At 37.4% G+C, this 23,551-nt stretch carries 19 protein-coding genes; 10 read left to right on the forward strand and 9 right to left on the reverse strand.

Annotated features, from left to right (window positions below):
- Positions 1 to 177: 177 nt before the first annotated feature.
- A complete protein-coding gene (locus JF76_RS08910) occupies positions 178 to 615 on the forward strand; it encodes a GNAT family N-acetyltransferase (RefSeq protein WP_045928715.1) in 438 nt (145 codons plus the stop codon).
- Positions 616 to 717: 102 nt separating this feature from the next.
- On the opposite strand, the gene JF76_RS08915 is transcribed toward JF76_RS08910, so the two are convergent.
- From JF76_RS08915 to nagA, 3 genes are all read right to left on the reverse strand, one after another.
- The gene (locus tag JF76_RS08915; protein ID WP_045928716.1) at positions 718 to 1,683 is read right to left on the reverse strand and encodes an AEC family transporter; all 966 of its coding nucleotides are present in this window, start codon (positions 1,681 to 1,683) and stop codon (positions 718 to 720) included.
- Positions 1,684 to 1,689: 6 nt separating this feature from the next.
- Positions 1,690 to 3,333, reverse strand: coding sequence for a malolactic enzyme (locus JF76_RS08920; RefSeq protein ID WP_045928717.1), 1,644 nt, complete (start codon positions 3,331 to 3,333; stop codon positions 1,690 to 1,692).
- Between the two features lie 215 nt (positions 3,334 to 3,548).
- Positions 3,549 to 4,703, reverse strand: a complete 1,155-nt coding sequence (gene nagA, locus JF76_RS08925; protein WP_045928718.1) for an N-acetylglucosamine-6-phosphate deacetylase — start codon at positions 4,701 to 4,703, stop codon at positions 3,549 to 3,551.
- A gap of 155 nt (positions 4,704 to 4,858) precedes the next feature.
- Here nagA and JF76_RS08930 point away from each other — a divergent pair, with 155 nt between their 5' ends.
- The 3 genes from JF76_RS08930 to JF76_RS08940 all read left to right on the forward strand — a co-directional run bounded on the left by JF76_RS08930 (position 4,859) and on the right by JF76_RS08940 (position 8,771).
- Complete coding sequence (locus JF76_RS08930; RefSeq protein WP_045928719.1) at positions 4,859 to 7,846, forward strand: TIM-barrel domain-containing protein; 2,988 nt, start codon at positions 4,859 to 4,861, stop codon at positions 7,844 to 7,846.
- Between the two features lie 305 nt (positions 7,847 to 8,151).
- On the forward strand, positions 8,152 to 8,409 hold the full coding sequence (locus JF76_RS08935; protein ID WP_045928720.1) for an AbrB/MazE/SpoVT family DNA-binding domain-containing protein: 258 nt from the start codon (positions 8,152 to 8,154) through the stop codon (positions 8,407 to 8,409).
- The gene (locus tag JF76_RS08940) at positions 8,403 to 8,771 is read left to right on the forward strand and encodes a type II toxin-antitoxin system PemK/MazF family toxin (protein ID WP_045928721.1); all 369 of its coding nucleotides are present in this window, start codon (positions 8,403 to 8,405) and stop codon (positions 8,769 to 8,771) included. Before JF76_RS08935 ends, JF76_RS08940 begins: the two co-directional genes overlap by 7 nt.
- Positions 8,772 to 8,882: 111 nt before the next feature.
- On the opposite strand, the gene JF76_RS08945 is transcribed toward JF76_RS08940, so the two are convergent.
- Positions 8,883 to 9,206 (reverse strand): hypothetical protein, encoded by a 324-nt coding sequence (locus JF76_RS08945; RefSeq protein WP_045928722.1) that lies wholly within the window; start codon positions 9,204 to 9,206, stop codon positions 8,883 to 8,885.
- Between the two features lie 236 nt (positions 9,207 to 9,442).
- Positions 9,443 to 10,372, reverse strand: a complete 930-nt coding sequence (locus JF76_RS08950) for a hypothetical protein (RefSeq protein ID WP_045928723.1) — start codon at positions 10,370 to 10,372, stop codon at positions 9,443 to 9,445.
- A gap of 150 nt (positions 10,373 to 10,522) precedes the next feature.
- On the opposite strand from JF76_RS08950, the gene JF76_RS08955 reads away from it, so the two are divergent.
- The 3 genes from JF76_RS08955 (at position 10,523) to JF76_RS08965 (ending at position 12,496) form a co-directional block, all read left to right on the forward strand.
- Entirely contained in the window at positions 10,523 to 11,761 is a 1,239-nt protein-coding gene (locus tag JF76_RS08955) for an MFS transporter (protein ID WP_045928724.1), read from the forward strand.
- A gap of 157 nt (positions 11,762 to 11,918) precedes the next feature.
- Positions 11,919 to 12,170: an AbrB/MazE/SpoVT family DNA-binding domain-containing protein gene (locus JF76_RS08960; protein WP_052697113.1), complete on the forward strand. Its 252-nt coding sequence runs from the start codon at positions 11,919 to 11,921 to the stop codon at positions 12,168 to 12,170.
- Positions 12,164 to 12,496: a type II toxin-antitoxin system PemK/MazF family toxin gene (locus tag JF76_RS08965; protein ID WP_045928725.1), complete on the forward strand. Its 333-nt coding sequence runs from the start codon at positions 12,164 to 12,166 to the stop codon at positions 12,494 to 12,496. The genes JF76_RS08960 and JF76_RS08965 overlap by 7 nt, the downstream gene beginning before the upstream one ends.
- 570 nt (positions 12,497 to 13,066) lie before the next feature.
- Here the strand turns inward: JF76_RS08965 and JF76_RS08975 are convergent.
- Positions 13,067 to 14,311, reverse strand: a complete 1,245-nt coding sequence (locus JF76_RS08975; protein ID WP_045928727.1) for an MFS transporter — start codon at positions 14,309 to 14,311, stop codon at positions 13,067 to 13,069.
- A gap of 106 nt (positions 14,312 to 14,417) precedes the next feature.
- Between JF76_RS08975 and JF76_RS08980 the strand changes: the two genes are divergently transcribed.
- Positions 14,418 to 15,266: a helix-turn-helix domain-containing protein gene (locus JF76_RS08980; protein WP_045928728.1), complete on the forward strand. Its 849-nt coding sequence runs from the start codon at positions 14,418 to 14,420 to the stop codon at positions 15,264 to 15,266.
- Positions 15,267 to 15,657: 391 nt separating this feature from the next.
- Here JF76_RS08980 and JF76_RS08985 read toward each other — a convergent pair whose 3' ends face one another.
- The 3 genes from JF76_RS08985 to JF76_RS08995 all read right to left on the reverse strand — a co-directional run bounded on the left by JF76_RS08985 (position 15,658) and on the right by JF76_RS08995 (position 20,107).
- Positions 15,658 to 17,103 (reverse strand): glycoside hydrolase family 1 protein, encoded by a 1,446-nt coding sequence (locus JF76_RS08985; protein ID WP_045928729.1) that lies wholly within the window; start codon positions 17,101 to 17,103, stop codon positions 15,658 to 15,660.
- A 15-nt stretch (positions 17,104 to 17,118) separates the two neighbouring features.
- Positions 17,119 to 19,092: a beta-glucoside-specific PTS transporter subunit IIABC gene (locus tag JF76_RS08990; protein WP_045928730.1), complete on the reverse strand. Its 1,974-nt coding sequence runs from the start codon at positions 19,090 to 19,092 to the stop codon at positions 17,119 to 17,121.
- A gap of 145 nt (positions 19,093 to 19,237) precedes the next feature.
- Entirely contained in the window at positions 19,238 to 20,107 is an 870-nt protein-coding gene (locus JF76_RS08995) for a PRD domain-containing protein (RefSeq protein ID WP_045929002.1), read from the reverse strand.
- A gap of 250 nt (positions 20,108 to 20,357) precedes the next feature.
- On the opposite strand from JF76_RS08995, the gene JF76_RS09000 reads away from it, so the two are divergent.
- Complete coding sequence (locus JF76_RS09000) at positions 20,358 to 21,311, forward strand: class A sortase (RefSeq protein WP_045928731.1); 954 nt, start codon at positions 20,358 to 20,360, stop codon at positions 21,309 to 21,311.
- Positions 21,312 to 21,570: 259 nt separating this feature from the next.
- Entirely contained in the window at positions 21,571 to 23,433 is a 1,863-nt protein-coding gene (locus JF76_RS09005; protein WP_045928732.1) for a MucBP domain-containing protein, read from the forward strand.
- Positions 23,434 to 23,551: the final 118 nt, after the last annotated feature.

The following is a 23,551-nucleotide window of genomic DNA, read 5'->3' on the forward strand; positions in this document are numbered from 1 at the left end:
AAAGCTTATACTAATGATACCACTTGTTCAGAATTAAAAAAACACTATTAAATTTGGCAGTACAACTTTAATAGTGCTTTTATTATGTCTAGACATACAAAAGAGCTTCCTAATTATTATTGAGAGCGCTAAAATAACTTTAACTCATAAAGCAATAAATATAAGAAAGGAATTTTCATGATTAGAAAATGTGAAGTTGCTGACAGTCCAGCTATTCAAAAAATCAATCAAATTGAACTAGGTTATGATTATCCTGTAGAAAAAACGGCTGCCAACATTAAAAGGTTGCTAAATGATCCTGCGCATCATTATCTCTGGGTCTTTGAAGATGATAGTACCAAAAAAGTTGAAGGTTATTTGCATGCAGAAGTTTTTGAAGAAACCTATTTTGACCCCATGTTCAACGTTTTAGCTTTAGCCGTAGATTCTTCTGTGCAAAAGAAAGGCATTGGCAGTCAACTTATGCACACTTTGGAAAAACAAGCTAAAAATTTAGGCATGAAAGAAATTAGGTTAAATTCAGGAGAATCACGTTTAGGTGCTCATAAATTTTACGAAAAACTGGGCTATACTAGCAATAAAATGCAAAAACGATTTGGTAAAAAGTTGGATTAACAACTTAATAATATAGCACTTTAATTTAAAATATTTTCCAAACAAAAACCCGCCTTATCCACATGATCAAAGACGGGTTTTTATAACATGAATTTTTATTAATTATATTAGCATTTGCGTGATTTCCAAAACTACTGGTACAACTATTACGAATAAAACTGTTGAGGTGGTCACAACGTTGGTAGCGTATTGCACATCCCCGTGCGATTCACCCACTAAGATTGGCAAAACTGCCAAAGCAGGAGTAGCTGATTGCACAACTAAGGTTTGTTTAGCTAGACCTGTCAAGGATGGCAGCCAATTTGCACCAACAACAATTAAAATCATCATTAAAGCAGGTACTAAGATAAAACGGCCAAGCAATGCCCAAATGGTATCGCGGTCAAGGTGGATTGACTTCAAACCGGCATCTGCCAATATAATACCAATATAAATCAATGACATCGGCGTGACGATGCCGCCAACCATACTTAACACAGCCGTAATCCAACTAGGAATTGGTACTTCAACTAATAAGCAAATTAAGGCAATTAGAAAACCAACTAATGGTGCTGGCAACAATTTTTTCCAGTTGAATTTTTGTTGTTTTCCTTTTTGTTCAGTTGGGTCATCGCTAGAAATGAAGAAGACACCAATTGCCCATGTAGAAACCGTATTTAACACATAATAAATTAAAAAGTACGGCATACTTTTTTGTCCAAATAAGGCAATATTTAATGGTAAACCAATAAAAATGGTATTGGCATTCGTAATGGCGTTAATAAAAGTACCTCGGCGACCTTTGCGGATCCGCAGAAGCTTACATAATATCCATGCGAACAAATAGCTGAGAGCAAAACAGATAATGGCATAGATCAATCCACCTGTTAAGCCAAATAATTTTTGCCTGTTTAAATATTTTAAGACGGAAACAAAAATTGAAGCTGGTAAAGCAATATTCATAATTAAATAAGAAATATTGCCCTTAAACTGATCGCCTAGTTTGCCACTGGTTCGCAGCCAATACCCTAAAGCAATTACAAGCAACAGTTCAACAACGCTAGTTAATGAAGTAATAAAGGCTTGCATTTATTCTCACTCCTGCTCATCTTTATATTCAGGCGCCCAGCGAAGTGCAGCCACTGCCTTGTCACCATCTTGAAAATCATTTTGATTGAGGTGATCGGCAATTGCCTTGTTAGCCACAGCTTTTGCTACAGTTTGAGAAAAGACATTTAGTTTTTCAACTGGTGGCAAAACTGCTGCGCCTGGTTTACTTGAATCAACAATGCCGCCAAGTGAGTGGGCCGCTACACTAATCATTTCATCACTTAAAATCTTAGCATTAACTGCCAGAGCGCCAAGACCAAGTCCCGGGTAGACCAAAGCATTGTTGGCTTGTCCGATTTCATACTTAGTGCCGTTATAATCAACTGGATCAGCGGGAATACCAGTTGCTACTAAAGCCTTGCCTTTAGTCCAATGAATTAAATCTTCTGCTTTTGCCTCTGCTAATTGAGTTGGGTTTGACAATGGGAAAATGATTGGTCGCTCGGTATGAGTTGCCATTTCCGTCACAATATCTTGAGTGAAAGCACCTGAACGAGTTGAAGTTCCCACTAAAATATCAGGATGAACTGCTTGCACAACGCTCTTTAAATCTTTAAGCTGGTCAGCATTGCTGAATTCAGAACGTTTCCTGACAAATGGTTTCTGCGCTGGTGTTAGTTCAGGCGTATCTTCAAAGAGCAGACCTTGTTTATCTACCAAGTAAAAATGCTTGCGTGCTTCTTCAGGTTGTAAGCCTGCTTGCAGCATCTCGGCATAGACTTGCTCCACGATTCCTGTGCCAGCTGTTCCTGCACCAAAACAGACATACTTTTGATCTGTTAATTTCTGACCACTAATCTTCAATGCTCCCAAGATACCTGCCAAAACAATGACACCGGTACCTTGAATATCATCATTAAAGGTTAAAATGTGATCACGATAGTGTTTTAAAATATTATCAGCATTATCCCGACCAAAATCTTCAAAATGTAAATATAGTCCCGGAAATAATTTTTCTACAGCTTGCACAAAGAGATCAACAAATTGATAATATGGTTCACCATTTACGCGACGCTGATGGTTGCCTAGGTAGAGGAAATCATTAAGTAATTTGTCATTATTAGTGCCAACATCCAGCACTACTGGCAATACACACGCCGGGTCAATACCAGCTGCAGCAGTATAAACCATCAACTTGCCAACAGAAATGTCAACTCCCTGTGTACCCCAGTCACCAATTCCTAAAATTTCTTCACCGTCAGTAACCACTATTAGTTTTATATCACGGCCATCAGCCGCATTTTTCAAACTATCTTCAATTTGATCAGGTTCATTAATTGACAAAAATGCGGCATATTGCGGATTTACAAACAAATGACTGTAATTTTCGATAGTTTCAGCTATCGTGGGATCATACACAATCGGCATAAATTCTGTGACATGCTCACTGAAGACCTTAAAAAACAGCACCCGATTAGTATTAAAAACGGTCATCAAAAAAATTCGCTTTTCCAAATTAGTTGATTTTTCTTGATACTGCAGGTAAACTTCCCGCGCCTGCTCTTCTAATGACTGCACCTTAGGAGGTAACATCCCTGCCAGTTGATACTTTTCTCGCTGCTCTTCTGTAAAAGCAGTACCTTTGTTTAAAAATGGGTCATTCAACCTATCTTGTCCTGTTTTAGCCATTTTTTCACTCTCCGTCTATTTAATTATTATTAGCACGTACTATATGATTAGACTATAACCAGTATGTAAAAAGTGCAATAAATTAAGCTTATATCAATAGTGTATAGTATATAGTAAATAATTTAATATAGTTTTTATAAAAAATTGTGCAAATAAAAAACCAGTTCAAGTTAATGAATTGGCTTTTTATTCTATATAATAATTAATAAACTGCTTTATGCCTGGTAGCGTGACTCACCATTTAAATAAGTTTCACTTAAAGTCATGTCAGGGTTTAATACTAAGAAATCAGCGTCCTTATCAGGTGCAATTGAACCACATTTATCGAGTACGTGCGCACTCTTAGCCGGAACATAAGAAGCCATCATAACAGCTTCTTCAGGAGTAGCAACGTTCCAGTCAACAACATTCTTGACTGCAGTCTTTAATTGCAAAATACTACCGGCTAAATTATTGCCACCTTTCAAACGAGCCATGCCCTCTTTAACATAAACAGGCAACTCACCTAACATATAGTCACCGTCAGGCATCATACCGGCTTCCATGCAATCTGTGATTAAGCAAATATGTTCGGCACCTTTAAGCTGAACCAATGCCCGTACCATTTCCTTTTGAACATGGTGACCGTCACAGATTAGCTCATCTGTCACATTATGCAGAGCCATCGCAGCGTTGGAAATTGATGTATCGTGGTGTGAAGGATCAGGCATCCCGTTAAAAGTATGAGTAAACATAGTTGCACCAGCTTCAACACCGGCTTTAGCTTCGTCAAAGTTAGCACTGGAGTGTCCCAAAGAAACAACTACACCCTCTTTAACAGCAGCACGGATAAATTCCCGGGCACCTTTTCTCTCAGGCGCAAGAGATATTTTATTCAGCAGCCCTTTAGATTCTTCGCGCCACTCATTAAATTGATTAATATCAGGATCAAGCAAATATTTAGGGTTTTCTGCACCAGCATGTTCAGCGGTAAAGTATGGTCCTTCAAAATGCAACCCTTGAATTTTAGCACCAGTTTCTTCACCTTTATGGGCGCCAAACATTTGGCAAATTTTGCTTAATGTATCTGCACCAGCAGTATAAGTCGTTGGCAGCCAGCTGGTAACGCCAGACTGTAAAAAGCCTTCTGACAGGCGGTTAATCCCCGCCCAATCACTTTTCATCACGTCTTCTTTTAGTGAACCGTGTACATGCGTGTCAACCAGTCCTGGTGCAATCCATTTGCCTTTATAGTCTACGATTTTGCCTGCAGGTTTCTGATCTTCAGTATAGTAAAAGCCAAACTTGCCGTCATCTTGAACTTCTAAGTAACCACCTTGTTCTGTCACATTTTCAAGAAAGAATTTATCTGCATGAATATAATAAGTCATAATATTTTTGCCTTTCTTTTTAAAATAACCTCGTATTTATAGCTTAATTTTAGCTTAATCAACTGGTATTTACCAGTTCAATTTCAAATAGTACGGAAACTTTTTATTTTTTAGTTATAATAGTGGTATAGGTAACTAATTAGGAAACAAGAAATATGATTCAAAATACGCAAATAAATCAACATCAACTAGGAGCACTTACTGGTGCCAGCAAGTGTGACCACTATTACGAATTACATTTTGCCACGGGCGAAATTGCGCGCTTTTACGTCTTAGCTGACGGCATTTTTCGTCTTTTAATTGATCCGGAGCAAAATTTTACTGAAAATCGAACGGAAACTATTCAATTAACCCAGTTTGATAATTCTGCCTTTGCAAAGTCGCAGGTCAGAGCCACCAATGATTCCTTAATTATTCATACTGGCAATTACCAAATTATTTTTGGGCAAAATCCAGCTGTTATAAGTATTTTTGATGAATCATTGCACCACAACAGGATGCACCAATCTCAACCTCTTGAACTTAGTTCAACCAAAACCCGTGAGTTTTTAACAGAAAATAAAAATGAATTTTTTTATGGTGGCGGCTTGCAAAATGGCTACTTTAGTCACAGAGGACACAAAATCGCAATTAAGCATGACCAAATAACCGGTAAAGGCGGGGTCATTATGCCTGTTCCTTTTTTCTGGTCGAATGCTGGTTATGGCGAATTAAGAAACACTACTGCAGCAGGAACTTATGATTTTGGCAAAACCAAGAGAGGAGTCACTGTTCTCACCCACCAAGATGCAGTCTTTGATGCATTTTACCTTCTTGGTACTAATCCTCAGGAAATTTTGCAGCGCTACTATACTTTGACTGGCAAACCGATGTTATTGCCAAAATATGCCTTAGGTCTGGGTCATATCGGCAATTTCTGTACAACCTTATGGCAGCCAAGTCAGGCTAAAGAGCGTAATGCCAGTAAAATTGGCAATAATTATTATACTCGTACAAAAGATGAAAAAGCCGCATCGGGCAAGGCTTCGCTTAACGGTGAAGAAAACTACCAGTTTTCCGCGCGGGCACTAATTGATCGCTATCACGCCATGCATTTTCCTTTGAGCTGGTTTGTGCCCAATTATGGTGTTCAAGCCAACAATCAACAAGCTCTTAGTTTCTTTAATGAATATGCGTTAAACCAAGACGTTCATCCCGGATTTTGGCACCAAAGCGAAGTCGAATTACCGGAAAAAACTGCTTTTACTTTTACTACTAATGAAATAGCGACTAAAGATAAAGCACAGCTTCAAAGCGATTCACAAACAAAGCGTTCACTAGTGCTTGCTGATAGCGGCAGTACAGGCATGCAAAAAAACGCCGCACTGATCTTCGGTGATGTTGGCGGCAACTGGGGCAATGTTGCTACACAAGTAGCTGGTATGCTCGGAGCAAATCTTTCAGGTCAGCCTTTAGTTGGTGCAGCGGTTGATGGACTAGAAGGCGGTGGCAATGCACAAATCAATGTCCGTGATTTTGAATGGAAATGTTTTACCCCACTGCTCTTTAACTTCGATGATCAGGGCAACTTCAGTAAAAACTCGTTTGCTTATAATAGGAAAATAACCGACATTAATTTGGCTTACCTCAAATTGCGCCAGCATTTGACTAACTACCTATATACACTAAATGAACAGGCAAAAAATGGCGCATTAATCATGCGTCCCCTTTTCAGCGACTTTCCAGACGAGCCGGCTAATTACACAGCACAGTTTGGCAATGAATTCATGTTAGGTTCCGATCTGTTAATTGCACCAATTACTAATGGCCGCGAAGATGAAAACGGAGATTCACGCAAAGATAATCTGTATTTACCTGGGAAGAAGACAATGTGGATTGATCTTTTTACAGGTAAAAAATATGCCGGTGGCAAGGTCTACAACAATTTATCTTTTCCATTATGGCACCTGCCAGTCTTTGTTCGGGGTGGGAGTATTTTTGACTGGGGTAAGCGTGATTTTCTGTTTTACCCACAGGACCAAAGTGAGACAGCTATTTACAACGATAACTCTCAAGTCGCTGAATCCAATAATTCCACCACAAAAATTTTCAGTAAAACTGAAAATGAAACGTTGCTGGTAACTATTCCACCAGTTGCAGGCAACTGGGAAAGCCAAGATGTTGAACAGCCTACTAAGCTGACTATTATGTGTGATTCTTACCCTGATCGCATCACTATTAAAATTAACGATCAAGTTGTCCCAGTGGAAGAATACGGATCGCTTGACGCTTTCAATCATGCTCGTGAAGGCATTTTTTACAATACTAATTATGGCTTGGATGAATTTAAACAATATCACAAGAACACGCAAACTGCCCTGCAAATAAAATTAGCAAGTCGAGACATTACCACAACTAAAATCGAAATTACAGTGCACAATTTTAATTATGGCAAGAAAGTTTTAGTACATGAAATTACCAGTGGCGTATTGCCTTCACCTAAATTGCCGGCAGTTGATTCAAGCAAAATTTCAGCTCATTCGTTCGAGCTTGCCTGGCCTCATGAAAGTGCAGTTCAGATAGAAGTTAATAATCTCCTTTATGTAGGTATTACCGGTAAAAATTTCACTTTTCACGAATTAACCCCTAATACTCGCTATATCATTAGAATGCGGTATGTAATAGGAAATAAAGTTTCTGAATGGTCTGATCTTTTCGGCGTTATTACCAAGCACGCTGCTAAAGATTATGCTATTGAAAACATTGATGTGACTTGCAACTATACCAGCAAAGAAAATCATCCCCTGCCTTATTTAACTGATCTTAAACTGGCAAGCGAATGGCAAACGGATCAATCAATTTCACCTGAACAACCACTGGAACTAACCTTTACTTTTGAAAAAGTTGAGAAATTAAGCAGAATGGTCTATGTGCCACGAAATATTGATCATAATGGTGATCCTCTTGTCGTTTCAATTGCTGTTTCAACGGATGGCGAGCAATATACTACCTATGCAGACCACTTGCAGTGGAAAGCTGACACGAAAAACAAGGTGGTTGGTCTGCGAGATGTCCGTGCAAAAAAAGTGCATTTGACTATCTATCAATCATCTGGTCCGATTATTGCTGCAAGAGAAATTATCTTTTTCAGAGCAAAAAGATAATAAATATAAGCGCAAAGTTAATATATACTGAGCCTTTAAAAGTTGTCATAACTTGGGGCTCTTTTATTTAAAAATTATATTAGACATATAATTAAGCTTTTGACTCATGATTTGTCTATATATTTTAGTCTTAAGGCTTTATCGCATTGAAAATATGATTATGACTTCTATTATTTATGCTAAATAGCTGTTAAGACTATATTGCTGCTTAAAATCGAAATCGCCTAAATTATGGAGAGACATAATCGAAATCTCATCGGGTGCGGTGTATACTTGTACTAACATAAATTAGGGAGCTAATATTAATGAAAAAGAAACTGGGTAACTTTGTTGCTAGAAAAGTTAGTAATTCTATAGCACTCACGGTCCCGAGTAAGGCTGGAGTTAAACCTGGACAACGATTTGAATTGATTCAGGAAGATAATAGCACTTTAATCTATAAGGCTATTGACTCTAATCCGTGGTTTAATGGAGAATATGATGATATTGACTTTAAAAAAGAAACTGAAAAAGTAGGTAACCCTGATACTATGCAGTTTGGTAAGGAGAATATTCCGTGGTAGCACCCAAACAAGGAGACATTATTCGGATAGATGCTGAACCACATGCAGGACGAGAAGAAGGCGGTCATAATCCCCAATCTGGCAATATTCAAAGACCAGCGATAGTTATATCAAATAATGCATATAATCAAAAAACAGGACTCGTTATCTGCATGCCTCTTACGCATGATCTTAAAAAAGATAATCGTGGTCTATACTATCGTCTTCCAGATATCAGCAGTGGGTTATCTGGTAGTGTAGTTACTTTTCAAATGCCTAATTATGATTTTTCCGGTCGAAATGGTAAAATTGTTGGACATGTTAGTGATAAAGATTTGGATAACTTGCTATCTAAAGCATATCAAATTTTAGATAAGCGTTAATTTTTATCAAAATGTTGCTTAATTCAAACCACTCAAATAATAAAAATAGTTTCACTTTAAAAGCACCTCAGGTTTAACCTGAGGTGCTTATGTTTTTTTTACTTATCCGTATTATTTTTTGAAAAACCAGTGATACATTTTCCCATTGAGAAAGTCACCAATCACAAATATCAGCGTCCACAAAACAATTCCAATAAAGCGCACAAACAAGGATGTTACATAATTATTCCAGCTATTATCATATGGCAGAAGAAATAAAACAATAGGAACTACAAGGAAGAAGTACTTAACTTTAGTCCACCGTAAATGTTGGTGCTGATAAAATTGTATAAGTTTAGAATTCTGCGGTGTTTTGTGTGTTAATCTGACGCAAACTAGATATATTAAGTAAATAGCATCAACTATTAGCAAAATCAAAACAATATCATTAAGCATAAATAATCCCCTCCTATTTACAATTTAAGTCAAAAAAATTTTTAAACAGATGATATTTTATTATTTACTGTTTAACATGATTTTAAAGACAAACCTATACTTTTACAATATTAAGTAAAAATAAATTTGCTATGCAAAATATAATAAACTGCTTTTTCAAAGCAGTTTTTAAAATCATAAAAAAACCAGCTTATAGCACAAAAAGCTGGTTTATGATTTAAAACTTTTTCTGGTTTTTAAACGAATCTGTCCTTTTTAATTACCCGGTAAACTGAAATAACTAAAACTAAAATTGCGCAAAGCATTGCCACATAGGCCATAGGTCCGACACTAACAGCAGCCTGTGCCTGACTGCTGGCCATACGATTTTCGACAGCGTATTCTACGATCCACTTACTCAATAAACGAGGAGTTAAAACAAAGCTGATAGTAGCTATGATTGAAGCTACCAAGGCCGTATTGCGCGAATATGGTTCACGGAAAAATTGTGCTAAAACGCAAAATGCTGGTGCAATCATTAAGAGCAGAACCCACATGATAATTAGTCGTCCTGCGCCACTGCTCATCATTTGGGCACTGTTAGTCGCATAACGATATTTACCCCACAGCTGTCCACCAGTTAGGGTATTCAATAAACTCAAGAAGTATGATCCCTGTTGACCATAGACGCCACCACGATTAGACAAGATGCCCTGAACGACTTGCAAGCCATCAGTCGAACCAGCTGTGGAAAAATTAACTGTTACCACTTTTTTCATATAAGTGGCCAGAAACATGATAATCGAGCCACCAAATTGCAAAGCTCGTAACATGCTTAATTTCCGGGATGACTTCATTTTAAATTCGAGACTAAGTACCCGGTTAGGATGATGACTGCGACCAATCACAAAGATGCCAATTGCGACCACAATTGCTAGTGCAGCAAGAAGCCACCAGAGTTTAGCCATAACTAAGAAAATTGCCAAAACAACAATGGCCACTGCAACATATGGTCGATCTGCAAAAATATCCCAGAAATTTAGTTTTAAATGGCGGTAGTCAGCACGAGTCTGAGAGATGTCATGCCCCCTGAGTGCTGTTTTAGTCATTCCTTTATTTTGAAGCTGGGATTTTTGGCTGTATTTTTCACGATATTCCTGCCTGGTCAAGTGTGAATTTCTTTCCATACCAGCACCCCTTCCTTTCAGAAATAATATCCTAACATGATTAATATGAAAATATCAGCTATTTAGCAAATTCTTAGCAAATTTATTGTGCTAAAATAGAAAAGATATCATATTTTTTAGAAAAATATTAAAAAAGAAAGCGAGGACGTTTTGACAGTTTCCGAAAAATTTCCGGCTGGCTGGCATAAAGCTTTTGTCACTTTATGGCTAGGCTGCTTTATCACAGGTATGGGTTATTCCATGACAATGCCCTTTATCTCACTATTTATCGCTGATCTGGGCCACTACAGCAAGTTGCAGATTAGCATGTATTCCGGTCTTGCATTTGCCATGACATTTATTGCTCAGGCAATTGTTTCACCTTATTGGGGCAACTTGGCTGACCGCAAGGGTCGTAAATTAATGTGCATGCGGGCATCTGGGGTCATGGCTTTAACTATTACTGCTACCGGTTTTGCTCCTAACGCTATTTACATAATTGTCATGCGTTTTATTCAGGGTGCTTTTTCCGGCTACATTAACAATGCTACCGCCCTGATCGCAGGAGAAACTCCCCACAGAAAAAGTGGCTGGGTAATGAGTCAAATGATGACTGCCGGTACTGCTGGAAACTTAGTCGGACCACTTTTAGGTGGTGTTTTGTCAAATTTCTTCGGTAATTGGCTTGGTGGCGTCTGGGGCTACCGGATTCCATTCTTCATCACCGGCTTTTTGATGGTGCTCGTCTTTTTAGGGTCGACTTTCCTAGTTCATGAAAACTTTACCCCAATTTCCCGCGAAGAAATGAAGCCAATGAAAGAAATCATGCGTTCTCTACCCAACGTTAAACTGATTGTGGTAATGTTCGTGACTACTCTCTTAGTGCAAGCCGCTAATATGTCAATTGACCCAATTGTTTCTTTGTATGTCAAGTCAATGATGCCTAACAGTAAAAACATTGCATTTGTAGCGGGGATTGTGGCCGCAACCCCAGGTCTCGGAACGCTGCTGGCTGCTTCCAAAATCGGACACAAAATGGATGAAATTGGACCACTAAAAATTTTACGCCTAGGTTTAATAGTAGGAGCTGTTCTCTTTATTCCTATGGCCTTAACTCATTCGCCTTGGGTGCTGGCAGGATTGCGTTTTCTGCTGGGAATTGCCAGTGCTGCCATGTTACCGGCTGCACAGACTGTTTTGACACTGAATACTCCAGCCGAAAGCTTTGGCCGTATCTTTAGCTACAATCAATCTTTCCAAGCAGTTGGCTCTGTGTTTGGTTCACTAATGGGCTCTACTATCTCGGGACTGTTCAACTATGCTACAGTTTTCTGGACTACAGGCTTCACTCTACTGATTAACTTTATTCTGATTATCTTTTTCAGTTTGAGAAAAAGTCCTAATAAATAAAAACTAACTTACAACTAATAAAGTATCCTAATTTTGGTGGTCACATCATATTTCGTTCAGGATGCTTTTTTGTTTTGCTTGATCTCCGTAGATAAACATTGTATAATTTTATTACATTTCAGGATATACATTGTTTATTTTTTATAGGGGGAAAATTATGATTCGGGCTACTATATCTAAATGGGGTAATTCTAAAGGCATCCGATTAAACCAAGCAGTCTTGCAAGCATTAAACGCTACTATAGGAGATCAGTTAAACTTTAAAATTGAGGACAACAAAGTAATAATGTCAAAGCAAGATGATACACCTGATTTAACTTTTGAAGAACTTTTTAAAGATTATTCAGGTGAAAAATTTGATACTGAAATTAAGTTACCAGATGAGAGAAAAGGAAATGAAAAATGGTAATTAAGCAAGGATCTATTCTATTAATGAATTTAAGTCCTAAACAGGGGCATGAACAATCTGGCAAACGACCTTATTTATATTTAAGCTATAAAGGGGTTGAAAAATACGCTCATATTGCTGTGTTTGCTCCTATATCTACTACTAAAAGACGCTACCCATTATATCAAGAATTACCTGCTGCATCTCAAACAAAAGGCGTAGTCATGCTAGACCAGCTAGTTACAATCGATTATCATAACCGACCATTTCATTATTTAGAGCAACTACCTGATGATTATATGGAAAAGATACTCAAAATTGTAAAAGTAGTTTTTCAGAAAGATTAGCCAAGCGGTTTTTCTGTAGATAATTCCATGATATGTTGTGAAGCTAAGATTGGTCCTTTTTTTAACACGGTTTTAATAGTTCCTATATCTTCACCAAAGAAATATAGAGTAGCAGAAAAGTTTGTTAAATCACCTTTATTTATTAGATGAAATCTATGCTGCAGCCTTACTACAGCATGTTAGGGCAATAGATCCAACTGTGAGAATGAAAGGTAATATCAAAGTAAGATTAGACGAAGCTAATATGAAAAAATCAGAAAAATTTAAGTTCAATTTTTTTAAAAAGCAAAAACTGTACTGAACCCCAAACATTATCCAACTTTTGGGGCTTTTTTATGTCTAAATTATCTAAACAAGATAAAATTATAATCTATCAGCTTTGGCATAATTATCAAATTAAGACCAAACTAAAAGAACTAACTCCGATCAAATAACGGCAATTAGTTCTCAGTTAACAACCATAAAGTATCCTAATTTGGTGATTCACACCATTATCTTGGTGGCTTTTTATATCTGGCTTAGAAAAATGCTGGCAAAAAGCAACTGCAAGTTTACCAGCTAAATGGCTATTTATTGCGCTTTTTGTGCGGATTTTCTCATCACCAATACGGTAATTGCAAAGAGCAAAATACTGACGATTAATAATCCTAGAAGAGAATATTGCACGTTTGTCACAGCTGATAGAGTAGTAAAGGCAGTTGTCATTAAGGGACTGGCAATTAATAAAATCGTATTAATCAGACCAACAGAGGACGCCAAAATTTTACGATCAACTGCACCTACCATCCATTGGGTTAATTTTGGAGTAGCAGTACCTGCAAAGAAGCCTAGGATACAATAAGTTATTAAACAGAACCAAATTTGTTTGCTTAAAATAGCAATTATGACACTGGCACCAGCAATATTGGCAAATATAATGATGATATAAAGGCTAACATTTTTAAATAGATTAGTACCAAAAATGCTACCTAAGGCAGCGCCTATTCCTGCCATAGCGCCAATTAACGCGATTGTAAAACTATAGGTTCCGATGACCATCTCCTGACGATTGCCCGCAATTACAATAGAAATCAGGGGTTCGATCGTGCTGAGAACTCCGTTTAAAACGGCGATTACCAGTACTGTAGTAATTAGGCCACTAGCCTTTTTCACTTGCTTTAATGCTAAAACCAAGGTAGCCCAAAAACCGCGATCATCGACTTCTTGTGTAACAGTTGCAATACCTTTTTTACGCTGACTTCCAGCAATATTGTAATAAATCAACCCAGCCACAATGAAAGTCAGACCGTTAATCACAGCCAGTGCAGAATATGACATAAATAGCAAAAGTCCTGACCCAACAAACTGACTAACCAAAGTAATTACCTGTGAGACACCGCTGGTAAAGCCTTCGGCTTCAGCAATCTCATCTTTTTTAACCAGACTGATAACTAAAGGCGTTGTTAAACCACCAGAATAAGTTCCGGCCGTATCAGAAATAAAGTTGATGATAATCACCATTATTACTAAATTCCAACCGGCAATATTTTGGCTAAAAAGAAAGCCGACTAGCAAATAGAGCGCTCCTCTAATCATGGCCATCCAGACTATTTTTTGAAATTTATTCTGTGTCCGGTCAGCTAGATAGCCACCAACACTGGAAAACAGCCGGGGAACTGACTCTGAAATGGCGATTAATGATAAGGCCAGCGAATAATTTTTAAGCCGACTAGCGTAAGTCATCAGCGCTAAATAGAATAAAATATCTCCAGCACTGGATAAAATACTGGCAATTGAAAACTTGCGATATTCTTTATTTTTAAAAAAGATAGTCATAATTTTTTCTCCTTTTTAGCTTTCTTTATTTTCAATTGTACTTGAGCTAAAATTGAGAAAAGAAAAGTGTCATATATGAAACAAAAAAATTTAATGAGGTTAAATTATGACTATCGGTGCATTACTTAGACAATACCGTTTAGAAGCTGGCAAAACTCAACGCGCATGGATTGGCGACGTTATCAGCCCTTCTTTTTACTCCAAAGTAGAAAAAGATCTGACGCGCATTTCAGCGGCAGACCTAATTGAATTATTACGGCAAAATCACGTTAAAATTGCTGATTTTTTTAAACAACTTGATTACCAGTCTGAAAGTGAAGATAATCTCAAAAAGAAGATTGTTGCCCAAATGACGGACGCTTATTATAATTTTGATACTAAGCGTTTAAAAGAAATTAAGCAGGCCATTGCGGGTAGCGAGCTTACCAGTAAAAATGATTTAATGCTAAGTGTGAACTCAATCTTAGCTATTATAGATGGTAATAGAGAAAGATTGAGTGCTGCAGAAATCCAACAACTTAAAAATAAATTCTTTAATGAAGAGAATTTTGACTGGAAAACTATCAAAATTTTCCTGAACTGCATGGTTTTTTATGATTTTGCCAGTGATATGATCATTACTAACAAAATTTTTCAACAATTTAAAGATAGCGATAATGACAATATACAATTTATAGTGTTGGGAATATTAATCAATATGATTAGTATGTGTCTGGAAAAAGACAAGTACCAGGAAGCAAAGCAGTTGGTGGAAAAATCCCATGAGATTCACACCCAGCCACTAACCTTCTTTAATAAGATGGTTCTGTTATTTTTGGAGAACATTATTAACTATCATTTTGATCCCCAACAGGTTTATCTGGATAATTGCGCAAGGCAAATAGAAGAGTTTGCCTTAATCGGCATGACTGAATTTAGTAAGCAGTTGCAAAAAACTGTGCAAGAAAACAAATGATGGAAAGCACTAGAGTCAAATACTATTGTTACTTCTTCGCTTCTTCCTTTACGACCTAATGTTAATTTAACCTTTTTTCCAATTAGCTTATTGAATTCACTTGCAGCAACTTGTAAAAGATCTTGCCCTCTCCTGTGTATGTACATCTATCTTAGATATTTCTTTCAAAAAAATAGGAACTCCTTTAAAGAGTTCCTTTATTATTTGCAACAATGAATGTTTTACTATTGGCTCGAGGTGTTCACACAATCCTATCAAGACTCCTTGAGTGAGTGCAACTAAGTCCAATCTACCCATCTCAAATCAACATCTAGCAGATACTTTAGTTACCCGCTTTCATATATTATGAAACATTGCCTTAATTTAATAGTCAACCTTTAAATCAAGTCATTTACCCTAAATCAGCACCGTTAGTGGAAATAACCTTCTTGTACCATTCAAAAGACTTTTTCTTGTAACGGTTAAAGTTGCCGTTGCCTTCATCGTCTTCATCAACATAGATAAAGCCATAACGTTTCGACATTTCACCAGTTGAAGCACTGACCAAGTCAATACAGCCCCAAGGAGTATAGCCCATAACATCAACGCCATCGTCTATTGCCTGGGAAATAGCTTCGATATGTTCACGCAAGTAGTCAATCCGGTAATCATCAGCCACATAATGGTTTTCATCTGGCTTATCTACCGCGCCCAGACCATTTTCAACAATGAAAACAGGTTTTTGGTAGCGATCGGACAATTGGTTTAAGGCAATTCTTAATCCAGTCGGATCAATTTGCCAGCCCCAGTCACTGCTCTTTAAAAATGGGTTCTTAACGCCGCCTATCATATTGCCGTCAGCAGTTTCTTGGTTTTCATGGGTAACATCAACTACAGATGACATATAATAGCTAAAACCAATATAGTCAACTGGATATTGAGCTAACAATGCTAATTCATCATCAGTATAATCAATGTCAGCTAATTGCACGCCTTGACGAGCTAATAAACTCTTAGTATAGGCAGGATAATGTCCTCTGACTTGAACATCAGCACAGAAAAAGTTATTAGCCTGATTATCTTGCAGGGTAGCCAACTGGTTCTTAGGATTTGAGTCATAGCTGTAAGTGGTAGCGTATAAAATCATGCAGCCAATTTTCATATCAGGATTGAGTTCATGACCAATTTTAACCGCTTTTGCACTAGCAACAAATTGGTTATGCCATGACTGGTAAATATTTTTCTTATCGTCAGCGCCATTACTTGTCGTTAAGCCTTGACTCATAATTGGAAAGTGAGCGGCACTGTTAATTTCGTTGAAAGTCATCCAATATTTAACCTTGTCTTGGTAGCGAGTTAAAACGGTGCGGGCAAAACGCTCGTAGAAGTCAATCAGCTTCTTGTTCTTCCAGCTGCCATATTCAGTAATTAAATGAAGAGGTAATTCATAGTGAGAAATAGTAATTACAGGCTCAATATCATGCTTTAAACATTCATCAATTAGTGAGTCATAAAACTTAAGTCCCTCTTCGTTAGGAGTTTCTTCATCCCCATTAGGAAAAATTCTGGACCAGGCAATTGAAAAGCGGTAGCACTTAAAGCCCATTTCGGCAAAAAGTGCAATGTCTTCTTTATAATGATGATAGTGATCAATACCAATGTGGTTAGGATAAACGTAATCTGAATTAATCTTAAAATCAAAATCAGGTGAAGCAATGATTTTCATTCGGTCCTTACCGCCAGGCATAACATCTGGTAAAGATAAACCTTTACCTCCCTCTTGGTAAGCACCCTCTAATTGATTGGCGGCAGTAGCACCGCCCCATAAAAATCCTTTAGGAAAATTATTTGTGGTCATTATTGTCTCCTTTCGTTATTTCAAGTCTAATAATGCATCCCCAATGGTTATTGTACCATTCGCAACTACATTAACTTCATGGTAATTATTAGAATTAGTAACAATTACAGGTGTTGTAGTTTCAAAGCCAGCTTTTTTAATAGCTTCAAGGTCAAATTTAATAAGAGGCTCACCCTTTTTAATACTCTGACCCTTTTTAACTAAAGTAGTAAAGCCTTTGCCATCAAGCTCAACAGTATCCATACCAATATGAATCATTACTTCTGCGCCACTAGTCGATTTAAGTCCGATTGCGTGACCGGTAGGGAAAACCATTACCACTTCACCATCAAGAGGTGAACAAACTTTGCCTTCTTGTGGTGCAATCGCAACGCCTTTGCCCATTGAACCACTGGAAAAGACTTCATCTTTAACCTCGCTTAATGGCACAACCTGTCCGTTTAAGGGAGCTACTAATTTTTCTTCTTTATTATTTGAAACTTCTGGTTTTACAATTGCGGAACTTGCAGAATTGTTTGTTGCGGCATCATCTGTACCTGCATTTGTAGCTGTCGCTAAAGCAGCTTGTGCGGTTATAGGCGCATCAACACTGTTTTTACCAAATAGCATTTGGAAAGCAAAGCCTAAAATTGTTGCTATAACCATTGCTAAAATTAAGCCATAAACACCAGTATCAAAGCCGTTTTTACCAATTGCATCTGGAATTGAGAAGATTCCCATTCCGGCCATCTGGAATACTTTTACTTGGAAGAAACCAATGATACCGGCACCAATTGCAGAGGCAATACAACTTAAAATAAACGGCTTCTTTCTTTCGAGGGTGACACCATAAATAGCTGGCTCAGTAACCCCGAAAATACCAGAAACAAAGGCTGGAATTGCAATACTGCGGGTTTTTTCATCTTTAGTTTGGAAAATAATTGCTAAAACAACGCCTGTTTGAGCAAATGAAGCTGCTAAAGATAAGCCTAAGATTGGATCATAACCTAAAGCAGCAATATTGGTCATCATGACTGCCACAAAGCCCCAGTGAACGCCAAAGATAACAAATACTTGCCAGAATGCGCCCATTAAAATGCCGGCTATAACAGGACTAAAGTTGTAAACTCCACTAACAGCAGCTGCAATAGCATTACCAAGCCAGGTAGCAACAGGGCCAATGACAATAAAGGTAACAGGAATAGTAATTAGTAAAACCATAAATGGCACTAAGAAAGTTTTGACAACATCAGGGATAATCTTTTTAGCCAATTTTTGCACTTTAGATGCAAACCAAATTGACAGGATAATCGGAATGACTGATGAAGTGTAGTTCATCGAAATTACCGGAATTCCCAAAAAAGTCATGTGAATCGGTGCTTGGAGAATAGTACCTTTAAATACAGTAAACAGAGTGGTTTTACTGCTGGCCATTGCGACAATTGAAGGATAGCAAAGTGCAGCACCAATTGTTGCACCTAGATAGCCATTCATGCCGAATTTTTTAGCTGCTGAAATTCCTAAAATAACTGGCAGGAAGTAGAATAAACTGTCACCAATGGCATTCAAAATAATGTAAGTACCAGAAGTTTGCGCTTCCCAGCCAAAAGCTAAAAACATAGCATTAAAGCCCTTGATCATACCGGCAGCGCACATTGGCCCTAAAATCGGATTGAAAATGCCGGAAATTAAATCAATGAACTTATCGGCCAAACTCATGTTGCTGGTATCTTCATAATCATCGGGCACGCTGCCGCCACCAGAAAAGCCGCCTACTTTAACCAGCGTGTCATAAACATCAGCGACATTATTGCCGATCACAACTTGGTATTGCCCACCGGATTTTACAACAGAAATTACGCCATCGGTGGCCTTTAATTTGTCATCGTTAGCCTTTTTCATATCTTTTAATTTAAAACGCAAGCGCGTAGTACAGTGAACAACACTGATCACGTTATCTTTACCGCCTACATCAGCGATAATTTCACGACTTAGATCCTCGTAAGCCATTTTTTCCTCCTAAATATCAAAACCCGAGGACCTCAAGAAAGCACCTCACTAATTTATTGTGAGATTTTCACCTGAAGTTCTCGGGTTAATGCCTGTAAACAGTAACACACCGTTTAAACTTATAAATTATTAAAATATAGTAAATTTAATTCTTCTGCGATTGAGCATCTTTTTGTCTATGCGTTACCCGCCAGACATGAAGAGTTAAATATACCTGATCGTCAGGCTGCAGTTGCCAGCCTGCCTGCTTGTATAAGTACGTGCCGATTTTTTGGACAGTATCATAAGCCTTTTTGTACTTGACTTTCATTAATTCAATTAAGGAATGATCAAGCTCACTGCCTGAATCCTGGTCACTTTCGCCACACATATGCCTTACCATAAAGGCACGTAAATGGGTCATGAACCTGTTGAAGTTAAACGATTCAGTGTCTAGCTGCATCCCATATTGATACTGGATAATATCAATTACTCCCTTAATCAGTTTAGTAATTTTAATTGTATCCTGCAGCTTTGTTTGACCAGAACCTGCATTAATGAAGTGATATGTCAGATAAGCTGCTTCACTTTGAGGAAAATTAAGCTTAGTTTTTTCCTTCATTAACTTTAAGGCTGCCTGAGCTGTACTATATTCCTTCGGAAATATTTTTTTCATTTCCCAGCCAAGCGTATCTTGGCCTAATTCAATATTTCCTGTAGCACGGGTTAACATAAAATCAATGTGGTCAGCTAACACTAAAAATTCATAATCAGAAAAAGTGATCTGTAATTTTTGGCTTGCCAAATTAATCACAGCAGTCGTTAACTTCAAGGTTCGCTGATCAATATCTCTTACGCTGTCAATCATCTTAAGGTTTTCGCCAACAGCTACAAAACGGCGCGAAATTTTGTCCTCATCAATGGGATCACCGACTTTTTTGCCAAAGCCAATCCCGTTGCCAATCACCACCCAATCTACTCCGGCTTTATCAGACACCAAGGCAGCGTTGTTGTTAAAATTTTTAACAAATTTCACTTCAACTACTTCCTTTCCAATAAAAAAACCTACAAACAGTACCAAAAAAGTATTGTTCATAGGTAATGCCTGATCAAGTCAGTAACACGTCTACTTACAGCTGATATTATAAATCAGTATTAAAGCGATTTCAATACTTATTTGATTATTTTTTTTAAGTGTTTAATTCAAGATAAATAATTGTGCTTTACGCAAATTTATACTTAAATAGTAGCAGAAGCCTAATAGCAGTTTAAAGGAAAAGAATCAAATGGCAAATAAAAAGCAAGCAAAATCTTTAAAAACACAAATATGGTCCACTATTCGTGTGTTACTTTTAGGTGCCCTGTTTTATCTGGGAGTGACTTTAATCTTTTTCGGCTCCGGTTTTGGCAACTCATATGTAGTGCAGCAAAATGCGGAAAAAGCAAATACCACTTTAACACAAAAGAAAGCAGATAGAAATAAAAAACGCAAAACAAGTTATGATGCCAGCAAAACCAAATCAGTTAGTGCAGCCAGCGTCCTTAGAGCCAAGCAAATCAAGGCGTATGCTATTGGTCGCATTGCTATTCCTGCTGTTAATATTCATAATCCCCTTTTTGCCGGTTATGGCGATCAAAACCAAAACTTAGAATACGGTGTCGTTACCTGTCTGCCGGACCGCGTCATGGGCGGTGCTAATAATTATGTGCTTGCAGGACACTATATGGGGTCTTATGGTCCTGCAGTTTTGGATAATTTACATCTGGCACACCCTGGTGACCTCATCTATGTAACAGACTTGCATCATATTTACGTGTATAAAATAAAAAATATTTCTTTTGCCATCAAACCTACTCAAGTCGAAGTCGAAAATAATGTGCAGGATAAGAGCATGATTACCCTAATTACTTGTTCTGATTTTAATACTTCCAAATACGGCTACGGTCAACACCGTACAGTTGCACAGGGCGACTTAATTAGTAAAATGAAAGCAAATCAGCATAATTTGGTTCTTAGCGAATTGACTGCTAAGCCAAAGCATAGTAAAAAAGAACATCAAGTATCTTTGAAAGACAGTAAACAGCACAAGGCAATTAACAAGACTGTTCAAGTCCGTGCAAATGCTAAACCAAGATTTTACCAAAATATGACTTTCATCAGAACAGTAATTATTATCTTTAACATTGTTTTTGTCCTGGCCATAGGCTGGCGACTTATTCACATCTGGGTTTTGAAATAGCGATTACAAGTTTAACTATATACTACTAGTAAAATTACCAATTTCGAAATAGTCATCTTTATTAATCCATGCTATACTGAGGGTAACACAATATCATGAGAATAATATTTGACTGCGGTTACTTTTACATACAAAATAGATAGTTAAATTTTAAAAAGGAATTTCATTTAAGCATTACAATTGCTATTGTTAGTTCTAAGTAAGCGCTCTTAGCATCAAATATACTGCTATTTGGATTAGTAAAGAAGATGGTGACTAAATGACGACTAAAACCCGAGAATCAAGCGACTTGAATGATACAATTGAGCCTGCATTTAAACTGCAAAATTCTGTCGCAAATTCCCACACACTTGACAGTTGGATGCCAGATAAAGTTTTACAAAAAATCGTGGCCGCTAATTTAGGTCAACCAATTAAGCAAATTACCAAAGAAAGTCTTGCCAATCTGACAGAACTCAGCTTAATCGCACCAAACGAAATGCCTGTTGTTCATGGCAAACGGAAATATGCTATTTCTCCTGCCGAATATCGCTTGCGTTTGCGACTTAAATCACTCACTGGATTAGAATATGCAACTAATCTGGTCAAAATAAATCTGGCTCCTGACTGTCAGCTAAACAATGATTGGTGCCACCGAGCTGTTCTTAATTCAACTTTAGCGGATATTTCTGCTTTGCAAAATTTGCATAAATTAACCAATATTAATTTGGAAATGTGCAACTTGCATGATATATCTGCCTTGGCAAATAAACCACAATTGGTTCAACTAAATCTTTCATATAATGCAATTACTGATTTTTCACCATTAAAATCGAATAAGCAATTAATTGAAAGCGGCAGTCTAAAGCTAAGAAAACAGATAATTTTGGCAGAGCCAATTCACCTAACTGCAGGGACTACTTCTTATACATCCGGCCCCTATCAGCTGCTTGATTTTAATGGCAAAAACATGACACTTAAGGTTGAGACTGGTAAGCACCTTAGTTCTAAATATCCAGTCAAGCAATATTCCAGTAATTGGAATGATCATGTCGGTCAAGTCAATGGTAAACAAACCGTAACATGGGATCTTTCAGGATTACAGTCAGATGACAGTGCAGCAATGACCGTTAAGTTCCACAGTAGGAATTCAGCGCAAGAGCCAATAATTTCAGGCTGGTACATTATTCCGTTTAGGATTGTCAGCGGGCAGCCTATTACTATTCACTTTAAAGATGATGCAGATAATACAATTGCGTGTCAGCAAAAACTATATGGTAGTGTTAATACCAGCAGCACTATTACTATTCCGACATTTACTGGTTATTCAATTAGTTCCAAAGCAGTTGATGGTACTACGTCGCCAATTAGTCAGGGCTCTGTCACTGCTACTATTACCGCCCAACCACAAGAAATCACTCTAATTTATACTCGTAACAAGGCAGCAGATATCACCGTCCATTCTCAAGATGAAACTGGTAAACCAATCGCTCCTGAAAGCACAATTAGCGGCGTCTTTAGTGAACAAAAAATAATTCAACCGCAGGACATTTCTGGCTATACACCGGGTCATTATCAAATTGACCACAATGGTATTTCACACCATCCGGGAAGCGTAGCTATTGTACTTAACAATCAGCCGCAAGAAATTACCTTCTATTATAATAAGGAAAAAGTTTCAAATGTAATTGTTCATTATCAAGATACTGCTGGCAAAAAAGTTGCCCCAGATGAAATTTTAAGTGGCTTTGTTAATGATCAGCAAACTGCTCCGGCATTGAAACTACCAGGATATACTGTTAAACTTAAAGACTTTAACGGTTCACATATTGATACTGATTTAAATGCAACTGCAATTACACTTAAACAAAAGCCACAGGAGCTAACCTATATTTATACTAAAAATATCTTAAGTAGTAAAAATACCGTTAAAGAAGAGAAATCGCAAAAATATAAACATAGTCAAAAACCTCATCTTAATAGGAAGTTACAATCACTAGTTAATAAGAAAAAAGACGTTCGCCAACCTAGTGCTAAAGCAATAAAAGGCTGGCAATTAGGTCTGTTAGCACTGGGTTTAATATCATTATTCAGTGTTTTAGGATTAGCCATTATTTATTACAATAGAAAAAGCAAACATTAAAAATCAGCGCTCTATAAATGTACTTTATGGGGTGCTTTTTATATACAGTTTTGATTAAAGTATAGTTGTTTCCTGTTGCGATTATTATATTATGGATATACAATGATAGTGTAAATTG

Origin of the sequence: Lactobacillus kullabergensis (genome assembly GCF_000967195.1) — a bacterium.
In the GTDB taxonomy this organism is placed as follows: Bacteria; Bacillota; Bacilli; order Lactobacillales; family Lactobacillaceae; genus Lactobacillus; species Lactobacillus kullabergensis.

Bases quoted from the DNA above. Each gene is read 5' to 3' on its own strand.
- JF76_RS08945 (WP_045928722.1), bottom strand. From the start codon at position 9,206: ATGCTTAATGATATTGTTTTGATTTTGCTAATAGTTGATGCTATTTAC.
- JF76_RS08990 (WP_045928730.1), bottom strand. From the start codon at position 19,092: ATGGCTTACGAGGATCTAAGTCGTGAAATTATCGCTGATGTAGGCGGT.
- JF76_RS08935 (WP_045928720.1), top strand. From the start codon at position 8,152: ATGAAAAAGAAACTGGGTAACTTTGTTGCTAGAAAAGTTAGTAATTCT.
- JF76_RS08930 (WP_045928719.1), top strand. From the start codon at position 4,859: ATGATTCAAAATACGCAAATAAATCAACATCAACTAGGAGCACTTACT.
- JF76_RS08915 (WP_045928716.1), bottom strand. From the start codon at position 1,683: ATGCAAGCCTTTATTACTTCATTAACTAGCGTTGTTGAACTGTTGCTT.
- JF76_RS08950 (WP_045928723.1), bottom strand. From the start codon at position 10,372: ATGGAAAGAAATTCACACTTGACCAGGCAGGAATATCGTGAAAAATAC.
- JF76_RS09000 (WP_045928731.1), top strand. From the start codon at position 20,358: ATGGCAAATAAAAAGCAAGCAAAATCTTTAAAAACACAAATATGGTCC.
- JF76_RS08910 (WP_045928715.1), top strand. From the start codon at position 178: ATGATTAGAAAATGTGAAGTTGCTGACAGTCCAGCTATTCAAAAAATC.
- JF76_RS08920 (WP_045928717.1), bottom strand. From the start codon at position 3,333: ATGGCTAAAACAGGACAAGATAGGTTGAATGACCCATTTTTAAACAAA.
- JF76_RS09005 (WP_045928732.1), top strand. From the start codon at position 21,571: ATGACGACTAAAACCCGAGAATCAAGCGACTTGAATGATACAATTGAG.
- JF76_RS08960 (WP_052697113.1), top strand. From the start codon at position 11,919: ATGATTCGGGCTACTATATCTAAATGGGGTAATTCTAAAGGCATCCGA.
- JF76_RS08980 (WP_045928728.1), top strand. From the start codon at position 14,418: ATGACTATCGGTGCATTACTTAGACAATACCGTTTAGAAGCTGGCAAA.
- JF76_RS08985 (WP_045928729.1), bottom strand. From the start codon at position 17,103: ATGACCACAAATAATTTTCCTAAAGGATTTTTATGGGGCGGTGCTACT.
- JF76_RS08975 (WP_045928727.1), bottom strand. From the start codon at position 14,311: ATGACTATCTTTTTTAAAAATAAAGAATATCGCAAGTTTTCAATTGCC.
- JF76_RS08965 (WP_045928725.1), top strand. From the start codon at position 12,164: ATGGTAATTAAGCAAGGATCTATTCTATTAATGAATTTAAGTCCTAAA.
- nagA (WP_045928718.1), bottom strand. From the start codon at position 4,703: ATGACTTATTATATTCATGCAGATAAATTCTTTCTTGAAAATGTGACA.